At 72.4% G+C, this 18,604-nt stretch carries 15 protein-coding genes and 2 pseudogenes; all 17 read right to left on the bottom strand.

Features of this window, described 5'->3' with window-relative positions; all coding sequences use genetic code 11:
* Window positions 1–133: 133 nt before the first annotated feature.
* The 17 genes and pseudogenes from AB0C01_RS16125 to AB0C01_RS16045 all read right to left on the bottom strand — a co-directional run bounded on the left by AB0C01_RS16125 (window position 134) and on the right by AB0C01_RS16045 (window position 18,604).
* Window positions 134–1,633, bottom strand: coding sequence for a potassium/proton antiporter (locus AB0C01_RS16125; RefSeq protein WP_357571482.1), 1,500 nt, complete (start codon window positions 1,631–1,633; stop codon window positions 134–136).
* Window positions 1,634–1,655: 22 nt separating this feature from the next.
* Window positions 1,656–1,961 carry a DUF167 domain-containing protein gene (locus AB0C01_RS16120; protein ID WP_357251073.1) on the bottom strand — a complete coding sequence of 102 codons (306 nt, stop codon included), beginning with the start codon at window positions 1,959–1,961 and terminating at the stop codon, window positions 1,656–1,658.
* Window positions 1,962–1,971: 10 nt separating this feature from the next.
* Window positions 1,972–2,217: pseudogene (locus tag AB0C01_RS16115) on the bottom strand (hypothetical protein); the annotation flags it as partial.
* 165 nt (window positions 2,218–2,382) lie between these two features.
* Window positions 2,383–2,766 (bottom strand): annotated as a pseudogene (locus AB0C01_RS16110) (hypothetical protein); the annotation flags it as partial.
* An 80-nt stretch (window positions 2,767–2,846) separates the two neighbouring features.
* The gene (locus tag AB0C01_RS16105) at window positions 2,847–3,653 is read right to left on the bottom strand and encodes a DivIVA domain-containing protein (RefSeq protein ID WP_357251070.1); all 807 of its coding nucleotides are present in this window, start codon (window positions 3,651–3,653) and stop codon (window positions 2,847–2,849) included.
* Between the two features lie 44 nt (window positions 3,654–3,697).
* Window positions 3,698–4,003: a YggT family protein gene (locus AB0C01_RS16100; RefSeq protein WP_030334503.1), complete on the bottom strand. Its 306-nt coding sequence runs from the start codon at window positions 4,001–4,003 to the stop codon at window positions 3,698–3,700.
* A 31-nt stretch (window positions 4,004–4,034) separates the two neighbouring features.
* Entirely contained in the window at window positions 4,035–4,727 is a 693-nt protein-coding gene (locus AB0C01_RS16095) for a cell division protein SepF (protein WP_357251067.1), read from the bottom strand.
* Between the two features lie 189 nt (window positions 4,728–4,916).
* Window positions 4,917–5,660, bottom strand: coding sequence for a YggS family pyridoxal phosphate-dependent enzyme (locus AB0C01_RS16090; RefSeq protein ID WP_357251064.1), 744 nt, complete (start codon window positions 5,658–5,660; stop codon window positions 4,917–4,919).
* Window positions 5,661–5,669: 9 nt separating this feature from the next.
* Window positions 5,670–6,785 (bottom strand): cell division protein FtsZ, encoded by a 1,116-nt coding sequence (gene ftsZ, locus AB0C01_RS16085; RefSeq protein ID WP_357251061.1) that lies wholly within the window; start codon window positions 6,783–6,785, stop codon window positions 5,670–5,672.
* Between the two features lie 245 nt (window positions 6,786–7,030).
* A complete protein-coding gene (locus AB0C01_RS16080; protein ID WP_357251059.1) occupies window positions 7,031–7,849 on the bottom strand; it encodes an FtsQ-type POTRA domain-containing protein in 819 nt (272 codons plus the stop codon).
* Complete coding sequence (gene murC, locus AB0C01_RS16075) at window positions 7,846–9,411, bottom strand: UDP-N-acetylmuramate--L-alanine ligase (RefSeq protein ID WP_357571481.1); 1,566 nt, start codon at window positions 9,409–9,411, stop codon at window positions 7,846–7,848. Before murC ends, AB0C01_RS16080 begins: the two co-directional genes overlap by 4 nt.
* Window positions 9,408–10,514, bottom strand: a complete 1,107-nt coding sequence (gene murG / locus AB0C01_RS16070; protein WP_357251053.1) for an undecaprenyldiphospho-muramoylpentapeptide beta-N-acetylglucosaminyltransferase — start codon at window positions 10,512–10,514, stop codon at window positions 9,408–9,410. The genes murC and murG overlap by 4 nt, the downstream gene beginning before the upstream one ends.
* The gene (locus AB0C01_RS16065) at window positions 10,514–11,956 is read right to left on the bottom strand and encodes a putative peptidoglycan glycosyltransferase FtsW (protein ID WP_357251428.1); all 1,443 of its coding nucleotides are present in this window, start codon (window positions 11,954–11,956) and stop codon (window positions 10,514–10,516) included. The genes murG and AB0C01_RS16065 overlap by 1 nt, the downstream gene beginning before the upstream one ends.
* Before the next feature lie 310 nt (window positions 11,957–12,266).
* Window positions 12,267–13,391, bottom strand: coding sequence for a phospho-N-acetylmuramoyl-pentapeptide-transferase (gene mraY / locus AB0C01_RS16060; RefSeq protein ID WP_357571480.1), 1,125 nt, complete (start codon window positions 13,389–13,391; stop codon window positions 12,267–12,269).
* Window positions 13,388–14,785 (bottom strand): UDP-N-acetylmuramoyl-tripeptide--D-alanyl-D-alanine ligase, encoded by a 1,398-nt coding sequence (gene murF, locus AB0C01_RS16055; protein WP_357571479.1) that lies wholly within the window; start codon window positions 14,783–14,785, stop codon window positions 13,388–13,390. Before murF ends, mraY begins: the two co-directional genes overlap by 4 nt.
* Window positions 14,782–16,305 carry a UDP-N-acetylmuramoyl-L-alanyl-D-glutamate--2,6-diaminopimelate ligase gene (locus tag AB0C01_RS16050; RefSeq protein WP_357571478.1) on the bottom strand — a complete coding sequence of 508 codons (1,524 nt, stop codon included), beginning with the start codon at window positions 16,303–16,305 and terminating at the stop codon, window positions 14,782–14,784. The genes murF and AB0C01_RS16050 overlap by 4 nt, the downstream gene beginning before the upstream one ends.
* 91 nt (window positions 16,306–16,396) lie before the next feature.
* Window positions 16,397–18,604, bottom strand: coding sequence for a penicillin-binding protein 2 (locus tag AB0C01_RS16045; RefSeq protein WP_357571477.1), 2,208 nt, complete (start codon window positions 18,602–18,604; stop codon window positions 16,397–16,399).

Genomic DNA, 18,604 nt, shown 5'->3' with positions numbered 1-18,604 from the left:
CGGCGACGATCGCCGCGCACTCCGGAGGTTGGCAAGAATACGGTGCGTACAGGCGTCCGACAATGTGCCGCACCGTCGCCCCGCTTAACTACCCCTAGCCCTGCCTAACTGGGGCAAAGGGAACGCTAGCAGGTCAACCGACCGCCTCATCCCCGTACTCGCCAAACCATCGGGCCAGCCGACCGCGCCGACTGACCGCCCGCAACCGCCGTTCGGCGGCGTCGCGCACCCCGGCCGTCGCCACGATCAGCAAACTGTCGCCGGTCTTCAGCCGGGTGCCCGGAGTGGGCACGAAACCCACCCCGTCGCGCAGCACCAGCGTGACCGACGCGCCCAACGGAAGCCGCAACTCGTCGACGTGCACGCCCGCCAACCGCGAGCCCGGCGGCACCTCCAACTGGAGTAGGTCCGCCCGCATCCGCTCCAGCGGCGCGGTCTCCAGGTGGATCTCGGTGGCCTCCGCCGGCGCGGTCACCCGCAACCGGCGGGCGAACGGCCCCAGCGTGCCGGTCTGCACCAGCGTGAAGATCACCACCAGGACGAAGACCACGTCGAAGAGGCGCTCTGCCCCGGGCACCCGTTCGGAGAGCGGGATGGTCGCCAGCACGATCGGCACCGCCCCGCGCAGCCCGGCCCAGGACAGGAACGCCTGTTCGCGGAGGCCGACCCGGAACGGCAGCGCCGAGACGGCCACCGACAGCGGGCGGGCCAGCAGCACCAGGGCCAGCCCCGCGACCACCGCCGGCACCACCGCCGCGTCCAGCCGGCCCGGCGAGGCCAGCAACCCGAGCAGCACGAACAACCCGATCTGGGCGAGCCACGCCAGCCCGTCCGCGAAGCCGAGGATCGCCTGCCGGTGGGACAGCCGGGCATTGCCCAGCAGCACCCCGGCCACGTAGACGGCGAGGAACCCCGAGGCGTGCAGCACCGCCCCCGCCGCGTACGCCAGCACGGTGATGCCCACCGCGGCGATCGGGTAGAGCCCGGCCGAGGGCAGCGCGGCCCGCCGCAGCGCCCAGGTGCCGGCGATGCCCGCGCCCACGCCCACCGCCGCGCCGGCGCCCAGCTCGTAACAGACCAGCAGGACCTCGTACCACCACGGGTGCGACCAGCCCTGGCGCGACAGCAGCACCACCAGCAGCACCACCGGGGCGTCGTTCATGCCCGACTCGGCCTCCAGCGTCGCCACCAGGCGGGGCGGCAACCGCAGCCGGCGCAGGGTGGCGAAGACGGCCGCCGCGTCGGTGGACGACAGCACCGCGCCGTAGAGCAGCGCCAAACGCCAGTCCAGCCCCAGCAGCAGGTGCACGGCGACGCCGACCACCACGATGCTCACGATCACGCCGACCGTGGAGAGCGCGGACGCCAGCCCGAGCACCGGTCGCAGCGTGGACCACCGGGCGGTCAGACCGCCCTCCGCGATGATCACGATCAGTGCGCAGAAGCCGAGGGTACGGGTCAACTCGACGTCGTCGAAGCGGATGCCCAGACCACTCTCACCGATCGCCACGCCCAGCGCCAGGTAGACCAGCAGGCTTGGCACACCCAGCCGGGTGGAGAGTCGCACCGCGCCGACGGCGACCAGCAGCACGGCCGCTCCCAGCAGCAGCGCGATATCAAACCCGGGCGTCACGGCTGCCCGGCCTGGACGTTCCTCACTCGGCGGATCCGTCGCGCAGTCGGCACAGCACCTCGGACAGGTCCGGGCTGGGCCGATCGACGAGGAAGAGCTTGTCCCGACTGGCCGCGCCGGCGCGCAGGGCGACCTCGGACCGCCGGACACCCAGAGCAGCGGCCAGTGCCCGGCGAGCCGCCTCGGTTGCCCGACCGTCGACGGCCGGCTCGTGCACCGCGATCACGAGGGCGGGACCGTGCGGGCCGTCGAAGCAGCCGCCCACCCGGGCGGACGAGGCGCCGGGTTTCACGCGTACCGCCACGGTGAGCGTGTCCTGCGCGGGCACCGGGGCCGCTTCAGATCGGCCGGGCGTCGGCGAGCAGGGCGGTGGCTGGCGCGCAGTCGGCGCACGGGGTGAAACCGAGCTCGGCGGCCTCGGCGACCGGCAGCGTCTCGGGCACCCGGCCGACGAGATGCGGGCAACTGGCGAGGTGGTAGCGGGGGTGGCCGTCCACCACCTCGACGTCGTCGGCAAGCCGCGCCACCCGGGCCGCCTCGGCGGGGGTGATCAGTTGCTCGCCGGGCTCGTCGGTGGTCGGGGCGCCATGGCGGAGATCGTCGTCGGTCGACGTCGCCGGGCTGACCGGGCGGACCGGCGAGGACGTGTGGTCGGCCGGCGGCCCGAACGGGGGCCACGCTCCGAACGGGGGCGCGTCGTCGGCCCGCGGGTCGAAGCCCGGCGCGTCGTCGACCCGCCCGTCGAACGGGGGCACGTCGTCGAGCGGCGCGTCGGCGGGTGCCTCGTGGTCGACCGGCGGCGCGGGTGGTTGCCGCCACCCGGTGCCGCCGGTACCAACCGTCGTGGGCACATGCTGGACCGGCACTTCCGGGCCGACCAGCGGCGGCCCGTACGCGACACCCGGCGTGGCCTGGCTGGCCGTACGGGGTGCGTCGGGTTGCCGCCGGCCGGTCCGACCGGGATCCGCCGTGGCGCGGTTGGCGGCTGCCTGACGGGCACCCACCACCAACGCCACGGCGGCCAGCAGACTGGCCGCGATAGAGATGATCAACATGATGCTGGAGCCACCGGCCAGGCCGAGCACCAGGAGCACCACCGCGACGAGGATGAGCAGGAGACTTGCGACTATCACGGCTCACCCCCGCCGCGTCGTACCGTCCAGACAGGGCCGGCGACCGTCACCATTGGCGGAGAACGATCGCCGGCCGGCGCTCAGCGTCCGGCTTCGAGGGCGCCGGAACGCCCGCTGCCGTACGAACCGGCGAGACCCGCAGCGGCCAGCCCGTTGCCGCCGGCGACCCGGCCTGCCTCGGAGCGGGTCATCTCGGCCTCCAGGCCCTGGCCACGACCGTCGAGGTCACGCAGCTGGCTCTCCAGGTACGCCTTGAGCCGGGTGCGGTACTCGCGCTCGAACTGCTTGAGCTCCTCGATGTGCTTCTGCAGGGCCGTGCGCTTGGCGTCCAGGCCGCCCATGGCCTCCTGGTGCCGCTGGCGGGCGTCCCGCTCCAGGGCGTCGGCCTTCGCGCGAGCCTCGCGGGTCACCTCCTCGGCCTTGCCACGGGCCTCGGACAGCAGCTGGTCGGCTTCGCGGCGCGCGTCGGACACGTGGTCGTCGGCGGTGCGCTGGGCCATCATCAGCACGCGCAGGGCCTGCTGCTCACCGTCACCGGTGACGCCGCCGGCCGGGCCGCCGGTCGCGCGGACCTGCTCCAGCTCGGCCTGCATCGCGCGGGCAGCCTGCTCGGCCGCCGACTTGTCGCGCTGCACCCGGTCCAGTTGGGCCTTGACGTCGTTGAGCTCCGCCGCCAGTCGGGCGTCGCCGCCGGGGCCTGCGGGGGCACCGCCACGGCCGCCGCGCTCCACCTGGGCGCGCAGCTCGTTGTTTTCCTCGATGAGACGGGCGAGCTCGCGCTCGACCTCGTCCAGGAAGGCGTCGACCTCCTCCTCGTCATACCCCCGCTTGCCGATCGGCGGCTTTTTGAAGGCGACGTTGTGGACGTCGGCCGGGGTCAGCGGCATCGAAACTCCTCGGGTCAGTTGCGGCCGCGAAAGCGCGTCGGTCATCAGGCAGATGCCCTGATCGACGGCCCTAACACGAACTCCATCAGCACGAACAGGATAACCAGGAGCACAAGGGAGGCCAGGTCGATGCTCACGGTACCAATTCGCAGCGGAGGGATCACACGCCTCAACGCGTTGAGAGGGGGATCAGTGACGCTCCACACGGATTCCAATCCTGCCGATGCGCCGCGGCCCGGTTGCCAGCGCCGGCCGTACTGCAGGACGGCGCTCAACACGAACCGGGACAGAAGAAGAAGCAGGAAGACATAAAGGATCAGGTACAACACTTGCAGTAAGATCGACAACACGGTCAGCGACGTCCCTCGGGTCGGGCGGGGGTCAACTCAAACTGAAAAAGCCGCCCTCAGCGATCTTGGCCTTGTCCTCAGCGGTGACCTGGACGTTAGCCGGTGAGAGCAGGAACACCCGATTGGTCACGCGCTCGATCGTACCGCGCAGGCCGAACGCCAGCCCGGCCGCAAAGTCAACCAGACGGCGGGCATCCGCCTCATCCATTTCGGTGAGATTGATGATCACCGGAACGCCGTCGCGGAAGTGCTCACCGATGGTGCGCGCCTCCCGGTAGGTGGTCGGGTGCAGCGTGGTGATCTGGTACCGCTGCTCCTCCTCGGGCAGCGCCCGCTCCCGCGACGTGACCTGCGGCGCGAGGGCCAGATTGTCCCGGGTGTGGTACGTCAGCGCGCCGGACGTCTCGCCCGCCGACGACCGGGTGATCGACCGCACGCTGGACCGCTCGGCCCGTTCCGCGCGCTCGCCGTCACCACGCTCGGACTCACTCAACCGCCCGCTCGTCCGCTCGGAGAGTCGACCCCGCTCAGTGGCGCGCGGCCGGGGAGCCGGCGGCTCCTCGGTGTCGTCCTCGTCCTCGTCGGCGAACTCCTCGGCGTACCGGCTCTGCCGGTACCGCGAGTCACGGTAGCCACCCTTGTCGTAGCCACCGTCGTCGTAGGCCCGCTCGTCGTCTTCTTCGACCAGACCGAGCCAGACCCCCGCCTTGCGCAGTGCACCCATCCCGCGCCCTTCCGTCCGCCGTGCGGCACGCGCCCCCGTGCCATGTCGCCCGTCGCGAGTGGACAACCATGCCCATCGGACCGGAACCGCAATCCCCCCAGCGCGCGATTCGCGTCGCGCGCACGACCCCCGACAGGAGACGCCGCCCCTGAAACAACACTGATGTAATTTGCTTGTCTCGCGGTCAGGCTACCGCAGCGTGGGACGCATTCCGAGCAACGCGCTACCGACGCGGACATGTGTCGCGCCGTATCGGATCGCGATTTCGAAATCTCCGCTCATTCCCGCGGACAGCGCGGTGGCTCCCGGATGGACAGCCCGAAACGCGTCGGTAACCTCCGCGAGCCGGGCGAACGCCCGTTCCGGCTCCCACCCCAGCGGAGCGACCGCCATCAGCCCGACCAGACGCAGCCCTGGGGCGTCGGCGATCGCCTCGGCCACCGGCTCCAGTCCGGAGCCAGGATCCGCCGAGTCGGGCAGGGCCCCGCCCCGGGCCGCGTCGCCGTCGATGCTCACCTGGATCAGGGCGTCGAGCGGCGTCTGCCGGTCGGCGGTCGCGGTGGCCAACGCCCGGGCCAGCCGGACACTGTCGACGGAGTGCACCGCGTCGGCGTAGCGGACCACCGAGCGGGCCTTGTTGCGTTGCAGCTGACCGATGAAGTGCCAGCGGGGACGTACCCCGGCCGCGGCCACCTCGGCGGCCTTGGCGGCCGCCTCCTGGTCGCGGTTCTCCCCCACGTCGGTCACCCCGAGCCCGGCCAGCGCCACCACGTCGCTGGCCGGGTAGGTCTTCGTCACGGCGATCATCGTGACCTCGGCACGGTCCCGACCGGCCTGCGCGCAGGCGTCGGCGATGCGGGACCTGATGTGGGCCAGGCCGGCCGCCAGTTCGGCGTGCCGGTCCGGTCGTACCGTGGCTGAGCTGTCGGTCATCGGCGGTGCTCAGGACCCGTTCTTGAGGAAGTCGGGGACGTCGACGTCGTCGAAGAGCACGCGCCGCGGCGACTGGGCCGGTGTCGGGTTGCTGACCGGCGCCGGCACCGGGGTGCTCTGCGGCGCCGGCTGGTTGGTGTTGGTCTTGCGGGTCGGCTCGGCCGCCTTGTACGCGGGAGTGCCGCCGTCGAAGCCCGCCGCGATGACAGTCACCCGCACCTCGTCGCCGAGCGCGTCGTCGATGACCGCGCCGAAGATGATGTTGGCGTCCGGGTGGGCCGCGTCGGTGACCAGCTGGGCCGCGTCGTTGATCTCGAACAGACCCAGGTCGGAACCACCGGCGATGGAGAGCAGCACGCCCCGCGCACCGTCCATGCTCTGCTCCAGCAGTGGGCTGGAGATGGCCGCCTCGGCCGCCTCGACCGCGCGGTTCTCCCCACGGGCGCTGCCGATGCCCATCAACGCGCTGCCGGCGCCGCTCATCACGCTCTTGACGTCGGCGAAGTCCAGGTTGATCAGACCCGGGGTGGTGATCAGGTCGGTGATGCCCTGCACACCGGAGAGCAGCACCTGGTCCGCCGTCCGGAACGCGTCCATCATGCTGATGTTGCGGTCACCCAGGGCCAGCAGCCGGTCGTTCGGGATCACGATCAGCGTGTCGCACTGGTTACGCAGCTCGTCTATTCCCGTCTCGGCCTGCACCTGGCGGCGCTTGCCCTCGAAGGAGAACGGCCGGGTCACCACGCCGATGGTCAGCGCGCCGAGCTTGCGGGCGATGTTGGCCACCACGGGCGCGCCGCCGGTGCCGGTGCCACCGCCCTCACCGCAGGTCACGAAGACCATGTCGGCGCCCTTGAGCACCTCCTCGATCTCGTCGCGGTGGTCCTCGGCGGCGTTCTTGCCGACGTCGGGGTTGGCGCCGGCGCCCAGGCCGCGGGTCAACTCCCGGCCCACGTCGAGCTTGACGTCGGCGTCACTCATCAGCAGTGCCTGGGCATCCGTGTTGATCGCGATGAACTCGACGCCCTTGAGCCCAACCTCGATCATCCGGTTGACGGCGTTGACCCCGCCGCCCCCGATGCCGACGACCTTGATGACCGCCAGGTAGTTGTGCGGAGGTGTCATCTCCGGTCCTTTCCTTCGAGATTGGCTTCGGCCGACCGGTTACGGCGTGGCCAGACCAGCGGCCGACGACAGCTGTCACCAGCGAGGCTCAGAGGTGAACCCTCACCCTCTACTAGAGGCTTACAGTTATGTCAACCACTGTTCCTCTTCCGGGCAACGTAAGCGCCACCGCGCCAGGAGCCAAGGACCCGACCGGCGTGTCGCCGAGCCGAGCGCGACGGGTCACCTCCGCGGGCGCTCACCGGTCAGCGAAAGGTCACCACATCGGGAGCGCTCACGTCGATCCGGGCGGCGTCCTCGTCCAGCAGGGCGGTGGCCACCGTCGCCTTGTCCGTGCCCCGGGTCGCGTCGCCCCAGACCACCGTCCGGTCCCCCCGCAACCGCAGGCTGATCCGCGCCAACCCCTCCACCCGCAGGTCCACCAACTCCGCGCGGAGCTGCGGGGTCAGGGCGGAGAGGACCTCCAGCGCGGCCCGGGTGCCCGGGTCGTCGGCGGCCGGACGGCCCACCGTCACCTGCGGCAGATCGGCCGGACGCCGGTCCACCGTCCGGAACGCCACCCCACTCCGGTCGATCAGGGCGAACGCCGCCCCCTGCGGCACCGCCGCCACCGGAGTCCGCTCGGTCACCCGCACCACGAGCGCGCCGGGCCAGTCCCGGGAGACCCTGGCCCGCTCCACCGCCGGCAGCGCACCGACCCGGCGGGCGGCGGCGGCCAGGTCCACCCGGGCCAGCGGCACCCCGTCCGGCACCCCGACCGCCTCGTGCACCTGCACCGGGGTGACCAGGCCGGCGCCCTCCACCCGCACCTCCCGGACCCCGAACAGCCCGGTGCCGAGCACCGTCCAGGCGACCAGCCCGGCCAGCGCGAGCACCCCGGCCGTCACCGCCCACGGCAGCGCCGCGCGCATCCGACGCTGCCGGGCACGAGCCATGAACCGGCGCGTCGAGGGCGGTACCGCGTCGCGCCCCGCCCGGACCAACTGCCACCGCCGCGCCGGACCACGACGCGGGGCGCCACCGTCGGCGGCGCTGGTCCGCCCCCGGGCCGGGCCGGGACTCATCCGGCCAGGGGCGCCGCGCCGCCGGGCGCGGCGGTGCCACCGAGAGCCGCTCCGTCGCCGCCGGCAGTGGTCCCACCCGGCACCGCGTCAGCGATCGCCGGGGACGTGGCCGCCGGGTCGACGGTCGCGGTCGGCGCCGGGCCGGCCGTACGCTCACCCAGGGCCACCAGCAACTCGTCACCCATCAGCGAGATCGGCGGGGCGCCCATGGTGACCACCACGTCCCCGGTACGCGCGCGACGGGCCACCTCGACCGGGGCCTGCTCCCACGACTCCACGAAGACCTTGCGGTCGGCGGGCAGGTCCACGGCCGCGATCAGCGCCGCCGAACCCTCGCCGGGCTGCCGCAGCTCGCCCGGCCCGAAGACCTCCAGCAGCACCACCTCGTCGGCGATGGCCAGCGCGTCGGCGATCTCCGCCTGGTTGTCGCGGGTGCGGTACAGCCGGTACGGCTGAAAGACGACGATCAACCGGCCGTCCCCGGCCACCTCGCGCAGCGTCTGCATGGCGAGCGTCATCGAGGTCGGGTGGTAGGCGTACTCGTCGTAGACCAGCACGCCGTCCGCGACACCCTTGCGCTCGAAGCGCCGCCGCACGCCGGGGAAGACCGCGAGCGCGGCCTCGGCCGCCTCCAGCGGCAACTCCAGCAGGTACGCGGCCAGCACCGCGGCGGCGCTGTTCAGACCCATGTGCCGCCCCGGTACCGGCAGGCGGAACTCGCCGAGCGACCGGCCGTCGATCGCGGCCAGGTAGCGCACCCCGCGCGCGGAGGAGACGATCTCGGTCAACCGCAGGTCGGCGTCGGCGGCCTCGCCGTAGGTGAACACCCGCCGCCCCTCGGCGCGCAGGCTCTCGGCCAGCCGCCGGCCGCCCGGGTCGTCGGCGCAGGTGATGATGAACCCGTCCGGGTCGGTCAGGCGGGCGAACTCCACGAACGCCGCCTCCAGCGTCGCGTAGTCGCCGTAGGTGTTCAGGTGGTCGGCCTCGACGTTGGTGATGATCGAGACGTACGGGCGGTAGATGAGGAACGAGCGGTCACTCTCGTCGGCCTCGACCACGAAGTGCTCGCCGGTGCCGTGGTGGGCGCCCGAGCCGACCTCGGAGATCTCCCCGCCGATCACGAAGGACGGGTCCACACCCGCCTGCTGGAGCACCATGGTCACCATCGAGGTGGTGGTGGTCTTGCCGTGTGTGCCGGCCACCGCCACCGCCCGACGTCCGGTCATCGCCGCGGCGAGGGCCTCCGAGCGGTGCAGCACCCGCAGGCCGCGCCGACGCGCCTCGACCAGCTCCAGGTGGTCCTGCGGAATGGCCGACGAGTAGACGACGGTGTCCACACCGTCGAGGTTGCTGGCCTCGTGGCTGAGGTGGATGGTGCCGCCGAGCGCCCGCAGCCCCTCCAGCGAGGGCCACTCCCGCAGGTCGCTGCCGGAGACCCGGATGCCCCGGGTGAGCAGCAGCCGGGCCACGCCGAGCATGCCGACCCCACCCACCCCGATCAGGTGGACGGCCCCCAGGTCCTCCGCGGTGAGCGTGCCGGCCGGGGTGAACTGCGCGGTCATCGGGCCACCGCCGCGAGGACGAAGGAGCGCAGTGCCTCGTCACCGTCCCGCCGCCCGTACGCCGCCGCGGCCGCGCCCATCGCGGCCAGCCGCTGCGGGTCGCGGATGAGCGGGATGACGGTGCGCTCCAGCCAGTCCGGGGTGAGCTCCGCGTCGTCGACGAGCAGCCCACCGCCGGCCTCCACCACGGGCAACGCGTTGCGCCGCTGCTCCTGGTTGCTGTGCGGGTACGGCACGTAGATCGTGGGCTGCCCGATCGCGGCCACCTCGGCGACGGTCATCGCCCCGCCCCGGGCCAGCATCAGGTCGGCGGCGGCGTAGCCCAGCTCCATCTCGGACAGGTAGGGCAACGTCACGTACGGCACCGGCAGATCGGTGGGGATCGGCACCGGCTCGTTGCGCGCGCCCATCACGTGCAGCACCTGCACGCCGTTGCGGGCCAACTCCTTGGCCGCCCCGGAGACCGCCAGGTTGATCGAGCGGGCGCCCGACGAGCCGCCGGAGACGAAGAGCACCGGCAGGTCCGGGCGGAGCCCGAAGTGGGCGCGGGCGGCGTTGCGCAGCGCGTACCGGTCCAGCCCGGCGATGGTGCGGCGCAGCGGCACCCCCACGATCGTGGCGTCGCGCAGCGACTCGGCCTGGCTCGGCTGGTGCGGGAAGCCGACGGCGATGTTCTTGGTGAACTTCATGCCCAGGCGGTTGGCCACGCCCGGTGGCACGTTCACCTCGTGGATCACCATGGGCAGTTCCCTGCGCCAGGCGGCGAGGTAGGCCGGCACCGAGACGTACCCGCCGAAGCCGACGACCACGTCGGCCTTGACCTCGTCGATCACCTTGCCCGCGGCGCGGGCCGCGGTCCACATCCGGCCCGGGGTACGGACCAGGTTCATGTTGACCGACCGGGGCAGTTGGTACGCCGGGATCTGCCGCAGGTCGTAGCCCTGCGGCGGAATCAGGTCGTTCTCCATGCCCTTGGGTGTGCCGAGGCAGGTGATCCGGACGCCCGGGTCGTGTCGGCGCAGGCAGTCGGCGAAGGCGAGCAGCGGGTAGATGTGCCCCCCGGTGCCACCTCCCGCGAGCACCACCGAACGCAGCGGACCCATCAGCGTCTCCTCTCGCTCGCCGTACCGCCGCGGGTGCGGTCCTGTCGGACCCCGCGCGGTGCGGCCTGGTCGTCATGGCGCCGCTCGCGGGACCGGGGCACGGACCCTCGGCCAGCGGGCGGCGTCGCCGGTCGGCGACGCCGGCCGGGAAGCGGCGGCAACGGGGCCCAGAGTAGTCGGACCCACCGGGCCGGCGGACGGGCATGCAGGGCTCTGGCCGCATCGGGTTCGGCGCGGGCGAAGGAGGCCAGCATGCCGATGCCGGCCAACGTCACCACCAGGGCGCTTCCGCCGTCAGAGATGAACGGCAGCGGCAGGCCGGTGATCGGCAGCAGCCCGACCACCCCACCGATGTTGATCACCGCCTGGCTGACCAGCCAGGTGGTCACGGCGGCGGCGGCGAGCCGGCGGAACGGATCGTCGACCCGCCGGGCGATCCGCAACCCGGTGTACGCGAGGACCGCGAACAGGCTGAGGATGACGACGCACCCGATCACGCCCAGTTCCTCGGCGATGATCGCGAAGATGAAGTCGTTGTGTGCCTCGGGCAGCCAGTCCCACTTCAGACTGCCCTTGCCCAGCCCGACACCGAACCAGCCGCCGTGCTCGATGGCCAGCCGACCCTGGTAGACCTGGTAACACGGGTCTCCGCACTTGTCCGGCGGCGGTGGGTTGAGGAAGAGCGTCAGTCGCGCCAGGCGGTAGTTGTCCGCGCCCTTCTCGCCGGAGCCGGCGCCCAGTGAGGCCACCGCGATGAGCAGGCCGACACCGAGCAGACCGACCACGGTCAGGGCGCCGAAGACGCGCATCCGTACACCGGCGGCCCAGAGCAGACCGACCACCAGGGCCAGCAGGCAGAGCATGGTGCCCACGTCGTTGTAGCCGACCAGCACGAAGAGCAGGCCCATCACCGGGAAGAGCGGGGTGGCCAACTCCCGCCACCAGCCCAGCGCGGCGCCCTTGCGGGCGATCACGTGCGCCCCCCAGAGCACCAACGCGATCTTGGCCAGCTCGGAGGGTTGCACCTGGATCCCGCCGATGAACAGCCAGAGCAGCCGCGCCTCGATCGGGCCGATCCGAGCGGAGTCCTGTTGGGTCAGGCGCGCATAGGCGAGCAGCAGGTTGAGCACCAGCAGCAGCCCGATCGCGGTGAACAGCAGCGGCCGGCCCAGCGACCGGTAGGTGCTGGCGGGCAGGCGCTGGCAGGCCCAGAACACCCCGATGCCGATCACCGCGAAGATCGCCTGCTTGGTCACCGAGGCTGAGGCGTTGCCGTCCTGGGCGTAGTCCTTCACGCTGGTCGCCGAGAAGACCATGGTCAGCCCGATCAGCAGCAGCAGGCCGGCGCTGGACAACAGCAGGTAGTAGGAGGCCAGCGGCCGGTCCAGCAGGCCGCGCAGCGCGGCGAGCCCGCCGGCCGCGTCCAGCCCGCGCAGCGGCACGGGCTGCGCCGGCTGCGCCGTGCGCGGTGTCGCGGGCGGTTCCGGGCCGCGCGTGTCGTCCGGCTGCGCGACGGCCTCCGCGGTTCGCGCCGCGCCGGGTGACCGCCGCGGGCGGCCGGCTGTCCTGTCGTCGGTGCCTGAATCCTCCCCCACCCCGACATCATCACCGCTGGGCGCGCCCGAGCGGCCCACAACGACACACCGGGCGTGTCGGATCCGGGGGGCGGCACCCGCGCATGCCGCACACCCCGCCGCCTCGGCTACGCACGATCGACTACTCGGACGGTGACCCGCTCGAACGGGGTGGAGATCAGGTCATGTTGGCGAGGAACTCGCTGTAGAACAGGCCCAGGGCGATGGCCACGCCGATGCCGGCGATGATCCAGAAGCGCACCACGATGTTGACCTCACTCCAGCCGGCCAGTTCGAAGTGGTGCTGTAGCGGTGACATCCGGAACACCCGTTTACCCGTGGTCTTGAAAGAGATGATCTGGATCACCACGGACATCGTGATGATCACGAAGAGCCCACCGATGATCGGCAGCAGCAGGATGGTGCGGGTCGACATCGCCATGCCGGCGATCAGACCGCCCAGCCCCAACGCCCCGGTGTCGCCCATGAAGATCCGCGCCGGGGACGTGTTCCACCAGAGGAAGCCCACACAGGCCCCGGCCGCCGCCCCGGCTATCAGCGCGATCTCCAACGGGTCGCGGACCTCGTAGCAGTACGGCTGCGTGTAGTTCGGGTCGGCGCACCAGTGCCGGTACTGCCAGAACGCGATCAACGCGTACGCGGCCAGCACCATGACCGAGGCCCCGGTGGCGAGACCGTCCAGACCGTCGGTGAGGTTCACGCCGTTCGTCGTGGCCATCACCACGAAGATGAAGATGATCACCGCGCCGACCTTGCTGAGTTCCAGGGCGTCGATGTCCCGGATGAAGCTCAGCGTGGTGCTGCCCACCGTCTCGGTGTTTGTCGCCTTGCCCGAACCGTCGGTCATCGTGCTCGGGAACCACAACGCGACCACGCCGAAGAGCGCGCCCACCAGGATCTGACCGAGCAGCTTGCCGCGCTTGTTCAGACCGGCGCTGTTGCGCTTGCGCACCTTGAGGAAGTCGTCGAGGAAACCGACCGCGCCGGAGAAGACCATCAGCCCCAGCAGCACCAGCGCGGTGATGGTCGGCTCCACCTGCGCGATCTGCTTGTCCGGCAGGGTGGTCAGCGCCAGGTGCCCGGCCACGTACGCGATGACCGTGGCCAGGATGAAGACCACGCCACCCATCGTGGGCGTGCCCTTCTTGCCCTGGTGCATGGCCGGGCCGTCGGACCGGATCGGCTGACCGGCCTTGAGCCGGGTGAACACCTTGATCGCGAGGGGGGTGCAGAACAGCGACACGATGAAGGCCACCCCGACGGCGACGATGACCGCCCTCATCGGGTGGACTCCGCACCGGCGTCGGCGCGCAGGGCGTCGGCCACCTCCCAGGTCCGGTACCGGGAGCCCTTGACCAGGACGACGTCACCCGGTCGTAGTTCGCTCCGCAGCACCTCGACGGCCGCCGCCTGATCGGTGAGCAACACCGACTCTCCTCCCCAGTTCGCTACCGCTGTCGCGCCTTCGTGGATCGGCGCGGCCGGCTCGCCCACCACGAGCAGCCGGTCGACACCCAGGTCAGCCGCGAGGCGGCCGATCTCGGCGTGGCCGTCGTACTCGAACGGACCCAGCTCGGCCATGTAACCAAGCACCGCGACGGTACGCCGACCCTGGCCGATGCTGGCGAGCGCCCGCACCGCCACCGCCATCGAGGCCGGGTTGGCGTTGTACGAGTCGTCGATGACAGTCACCCCGTCGGGGCGGTCGAAGACGTCCATCCGGCGGGTCGACACCAGCCCCAACTCGGCGAGGGCCGGCGCCAGGTCCGCCAGCGGCATGCCCAGCTCCCGGGCCACCGCCGCCGCGGCGAGGGTGTTGCCGACCTGGTGCCGGCCGGCCAGCCCGAGCCGCACCGGCACGCGCCCCTCCGGGGTGACCAGGGTGTACGACGGGTGCCCCCGCTCGTCGAGCGTGACGTCCTCGGCGCGTACGTCGGCGTCGGCCGCCTCGCCGTAGCGGACCACCCGGGCCCGCGTCCGGCTCGCCATGGCGTCCACCCGCGGGTCGTCGGCGTTCAGCACGGCCAGCCCGTCCGGCGGCAGGGCCTCGACCAGCTCGCCCTTGGCCTGCGCGATGGCCTCCTGCGAGCCGAACTCGCCGATGTGCGACGTGCCGACGTTGAGCACCACGGAGATCCGGGGCGGCACCAGCTCACACAGGTAACGGACGTGCCCGATCCCGCGCGCGCCCTTCTCCATCACCAGGTAGCGGGTGTCCGGCCCGGCCTGCAACGCGGTGTACGGGTGCCCCAGCTCGTTGTTGAACGACCCGGGCGGCGCCACCGTGGCCCCGAGCCGGGTGGTGAGCTGCCCGATCAGGTCCTTCGTGGTGGTCTTGCCGGAGGAGCCGGTCACGCCGATCACGGTCAACCCGGGCAGCCGGTCCACCGCGGCGCGGGCCAGCCGGCCCATCGCGGTCAAAGCGTCGTCGACGAGCACCATCGGCACCCCGGGCACCTCGCGGCTGCCGAGCACCGCCACCGCCCCGGCCTGGACCGCCGTCACCGCGTAGTCGTGCCCGTCGACCTTCTCTCCCGGGAAGGCCACGAAGAGCGAACCGGGCCCCAGCTTGCGCGAGTCGAACTCCACCGAACCGGTGACGGTGGCGGCCGGGTCGGCGCCCACCAGCCGCCCGTCGACCGCCGCGGCGACCTCGGCCAGGCTCAGCGCGATCATCGCCGACCCGCCAGGTCTCCGAAGCGGGCCCGCAACGCGTCGGCCAACTCGACGCTGTCGTCGAACGGAAACACCTCGCCCGCCACCTCCTGGCCCCGCTCGTGCCCCTTGCCGAGTAGCGCGATCACGTCGCCCGGCTCGGCCAACCGGACCGCCTCGTCGATCGCGGCACGCCGACCGGACACCTCGATGATCCGGGCGGCCGTGCCGGCCCGGTACGCCCCGGCGAGCACCTCGGCGCGGATCTCCGCCGGGTCCTCGGTCCGCGGGTTGTCGTCGGTCACCAGCACCACGTCGGCGCCCTCGGCGGCGGCCGCGCCCATCACCGGTCGCTTGCCGCGGTCCCGGTCTCCGCCGGCGCCGAGCACACAGATCAACCGGCCGACGCTCAGCTCGCGCAGCGCGGCGAGCGCGGCCACGATCGCGTCCGACTTGTGCGCGTAGTCGACCACCCCGCGCACCGGTCCGGCGCTGTCGACCAGCTCCAACCGGCCGGGCACGCCACCGCAGGCTGCCACCCCTGCCGCCGCGGTCGCCGGGTCCACCCCGACGCCGACCAGCGCGGCGATGGCCAGCAACGCGTTCGCCACGTTGTGCCGGCCGGGCAGCGCCACCCCGGCGGACAGGACCACCCCGTCCGGGCCGTGCGCGGTGAAGCGCTGGGCGTATCCCTCGCCGTCCACACCGTCGGCCCACCAGGTCGCGCCCCGGTCACCGGCCGCCGAGTAGGTGACGGTCGCCGGCTTGTGCAACGGCTGCAACGCCGGGTCGTCCTGGTTGAGCACCTCGACCGCGCAGCGCCCGTCGAAGAGCTGGGCCTTCGCGGCGAAGTAGTCGTCGCTGTCGGCGTGGAAGTCGAGGTGGTCGGAGCCGAAGTTGGTGTACCCCCCGACGGCGAAGCGGACCCCGCCCACCCGGCCCATGGCGAGCGCGTGGCTGGAGACCTCCATGACCACGGCGGTGACCCCACGCTCGCGGGCGGTGGCCAGCATGGCGTGCAGATCGGTCGCCTCGGGGGTGGTGCGCACACTGTCGATCACCAGGTCACCGAGCCGGGTCTCCACGGTGCCGATCAACCCGGTGGTGTGCCCGGCGGCCCGCAACCCCGACTCGACCAGGTACGCGGTGGAGGTCTTGCCGGCGGTGCCGGTCACGCCGACCACGGTGAGCGCGGCGGTCGGGTCGCCGTAGACCGCCGAGGCCAGCTCGCCGAGGACGGCGCGGGGGTCGGGCACCACGAGGGCGGGCAGGCCGCTGGCCGCCGCCAGCTCGGCGCCGGCCGGGTCGGTCAACAGGGCCACCGCGCCAGCCTCGGCGGCGGCGGCGGCGAACTCCGCGCCGTGCCGGCGGGCGCCGGGCAACGCCGCGTACAGGTCGCCGGGGCGAACCTCCTGGCTGGCGTGGGTGGCCCCGGTGACGTTCACCGTGGCGGCGTCCGCCGGAAGGTCGACGGCGAGCCGGACGGCGAGAGCACCGAGCCGGACTCCGGTCACGGTACGTGGACGTGGATTGCCAGGCACGGCGTCAGACCCTACCCGGTCGTCCGGTTCCGGCCGTACAGCCGCCCCGGTGGTTCGTCGGCACTCACCGATGATGTCCCGCCATCGCTGCTCAGCGCGGATAGACCACGAACTTGGGTGCCGAACCGCCGGTGGACGGCGGCACCCGGTAGTGACGCAGCGTGAACTGCATCATGTCGCGGAACGCCGGATTGGCGATCGCCGCGCCCCCACCGTCGGGCGAGTACACGAAGACGGCGATCACGTAGCGGGGATTCTCGGCGGGGGCCATGCCGATGAAGGAGGACACCTTGTCGGTCTCGATCTTGCCGTTGACCACCCGCGAGCCGGTCCCGGTCTTGCCGGCGACCCGGTAGTCGGGGACCGCGGCGTTGACGCCGGTGGCGTGGTCGACAGTGGTGACCGCCTCCAGCATGGTGCGCAGGGCCGCCGCGTTCTGCGGGCTGAGCACCGACCGGGTCACCGGGGCGGGCGCGGGGGTGCGCTTGCCGTCCGGGCTGATCGTTTCCTTGATGAGGTGCGGCTGCACGTACGTGCCGTTGTTGGCGATGGCGGCGTACGCGGCGGCCATCTGCAGCGGCGTGGCGTCGACGCTGTGCCCGATCGGCACCGACCCGTGCGACGATTCGCTCCACTCGTCGGCCGGCAGCAGTCGCCCGCCGGCCTCCCCCGGCATTCCCTCGCCGGTCGGCTTGCCCAGCCCGAACCGCTTCTGGTAGTCGATCAACCGGTCCCGGCCGAGCTTCTCGGCGATCGTGATGGTGCCGACGTTCGACGAGTAGGCGAGCATCCCAGGGATGCTCATCCGTTTGCCGTTGGCCGGATGCGTGTCGGAGAACCAGGTGTCACCCATCTTGATGTTGTTGGGGATGGGCAGCGTGGTGTCCGGGGTGATCACCCCCTCCTGCAGGGCCGCGCCGTAGGTGATCGCCTTGTGCACCGAGCCGGGGTCGAAGACGAAGCTGGTCGCCGCGTCCTCCCGGGCGACCGGGTCGCTCGGCAACGGCTTCGCCGCGCTGTAGGTGGGATTGCTGGCCTGGGCCAGCACCTCCCCGGAGGGAATCTCGATGATCACGGCCGCGCCGGTGCCGCCCCGCACCTGGGCCATGCCCTCGCTGAGGATCTGCTGCGTCCGGAACTGCAGGTCCCGATCGATGGTGAGGCACAGCGAGCTGCCCGGCTTGGCGGGCGTGGTCAGGCTGTAACCGCCCGGGATCGCCGCGTCGAGATCACGGCGGCCGGCCTCGTACCTCCGCTTGCCGTCCTGACCCGCGAGCACGTCGTTGTAGCGGGCCTCCAGCCCCTCCAACCCGACCATGTCCTGACTGGTGAAGCCGATCAGGTTGGCCGCCAGGTCACCCCCGGGCACCTCGCGACGCTCGTCGCGGTGCACCCCGATCCCCGGCAGCTCCAGCGCCTGCACCTGCTTGGCGGTGGAGATCTCCACCCCCCGGGCCAGGTACACGAACCGGGAGTCGTTGCCGTTCTCCAACTTGCGGGGCTTGAGCAGCCCGGTGAGCTTCGACGCCGGGATGGCGAGCAGCGGTGCGAGCGCCTGGGCGGTGCCGGCCTGGTCCTTCACCTCGGTGGGATCGGCGAACACGTACCGTGCCTCGACGCTGCGCACCAGCGGGGCGCCGGTGCGGTCGTAGATCGCGCCCCGCGCCGCCGGCAGTTCCACGGTGCGGGTGCGGTCGATGACGCCGCCCCCGGCATACGCCGGGGCGTCGACCGCCTGGAGGAAGATCAGCCGGATCCCGATACTCGCGAACAACGTCAGGGCCAGGGCGGTGCCCAGCCGCAGCCGCAGCCGCGAGTCGGCCAGCTTCGGCGGGCGCGGTGGCTTGCGGGACGGCCGCCGGGCCGTCGGGCGGTCGGCGCGGCGTGGCGCGCGCGGCGTGGTCCGTCGGCGTGGCGGCGGCTCGTCGACGCCCGGTCCTCGGGGGGTACGCGGCGCGACGGTGCGCACCACGCCACCCCGTCCGGCGGCCGGGGCGTCGCGGCGACCGGCCCGGGCGGCGGCCCGACCACCGTCGAGCACCTGCAACGCGGGCCGGAACGGGTCGCCGGATCGGGTGCTGCGCGGGGTACGCCGTTGCTCGGCGCCCACCGCGCGCGGCGGCGTGCCGCGCTCGTCGCGGACGGTCCGACCCCGTGGCGTGTACGCGCGGGCGCCGGAGATGCCCCCGATGCCGGGCTCGCCGGTGCGCGGCTCGGAGTCGGTGGGGCTGGCGTCACGCGAAGAACCGCGCCGGGACCCTGTGGGGTCCCGGCGCGGCTCGTCCGACCTTCGTGGCAC

This window comes from Micromonospora sp. NPDC048905, from assembly GCF_040649655.1.
Taxonomy (GTDB): domain Bacteria; phylum Actinomycetota; class Actinomycetes; order Mycobacteriales; family Micromonosporaceae; genus Micromonospora.
Note: the sequence above shows the minus strand (reverse complement) of the source record. Positions and strands in the feature narration are given on the sequence as shown.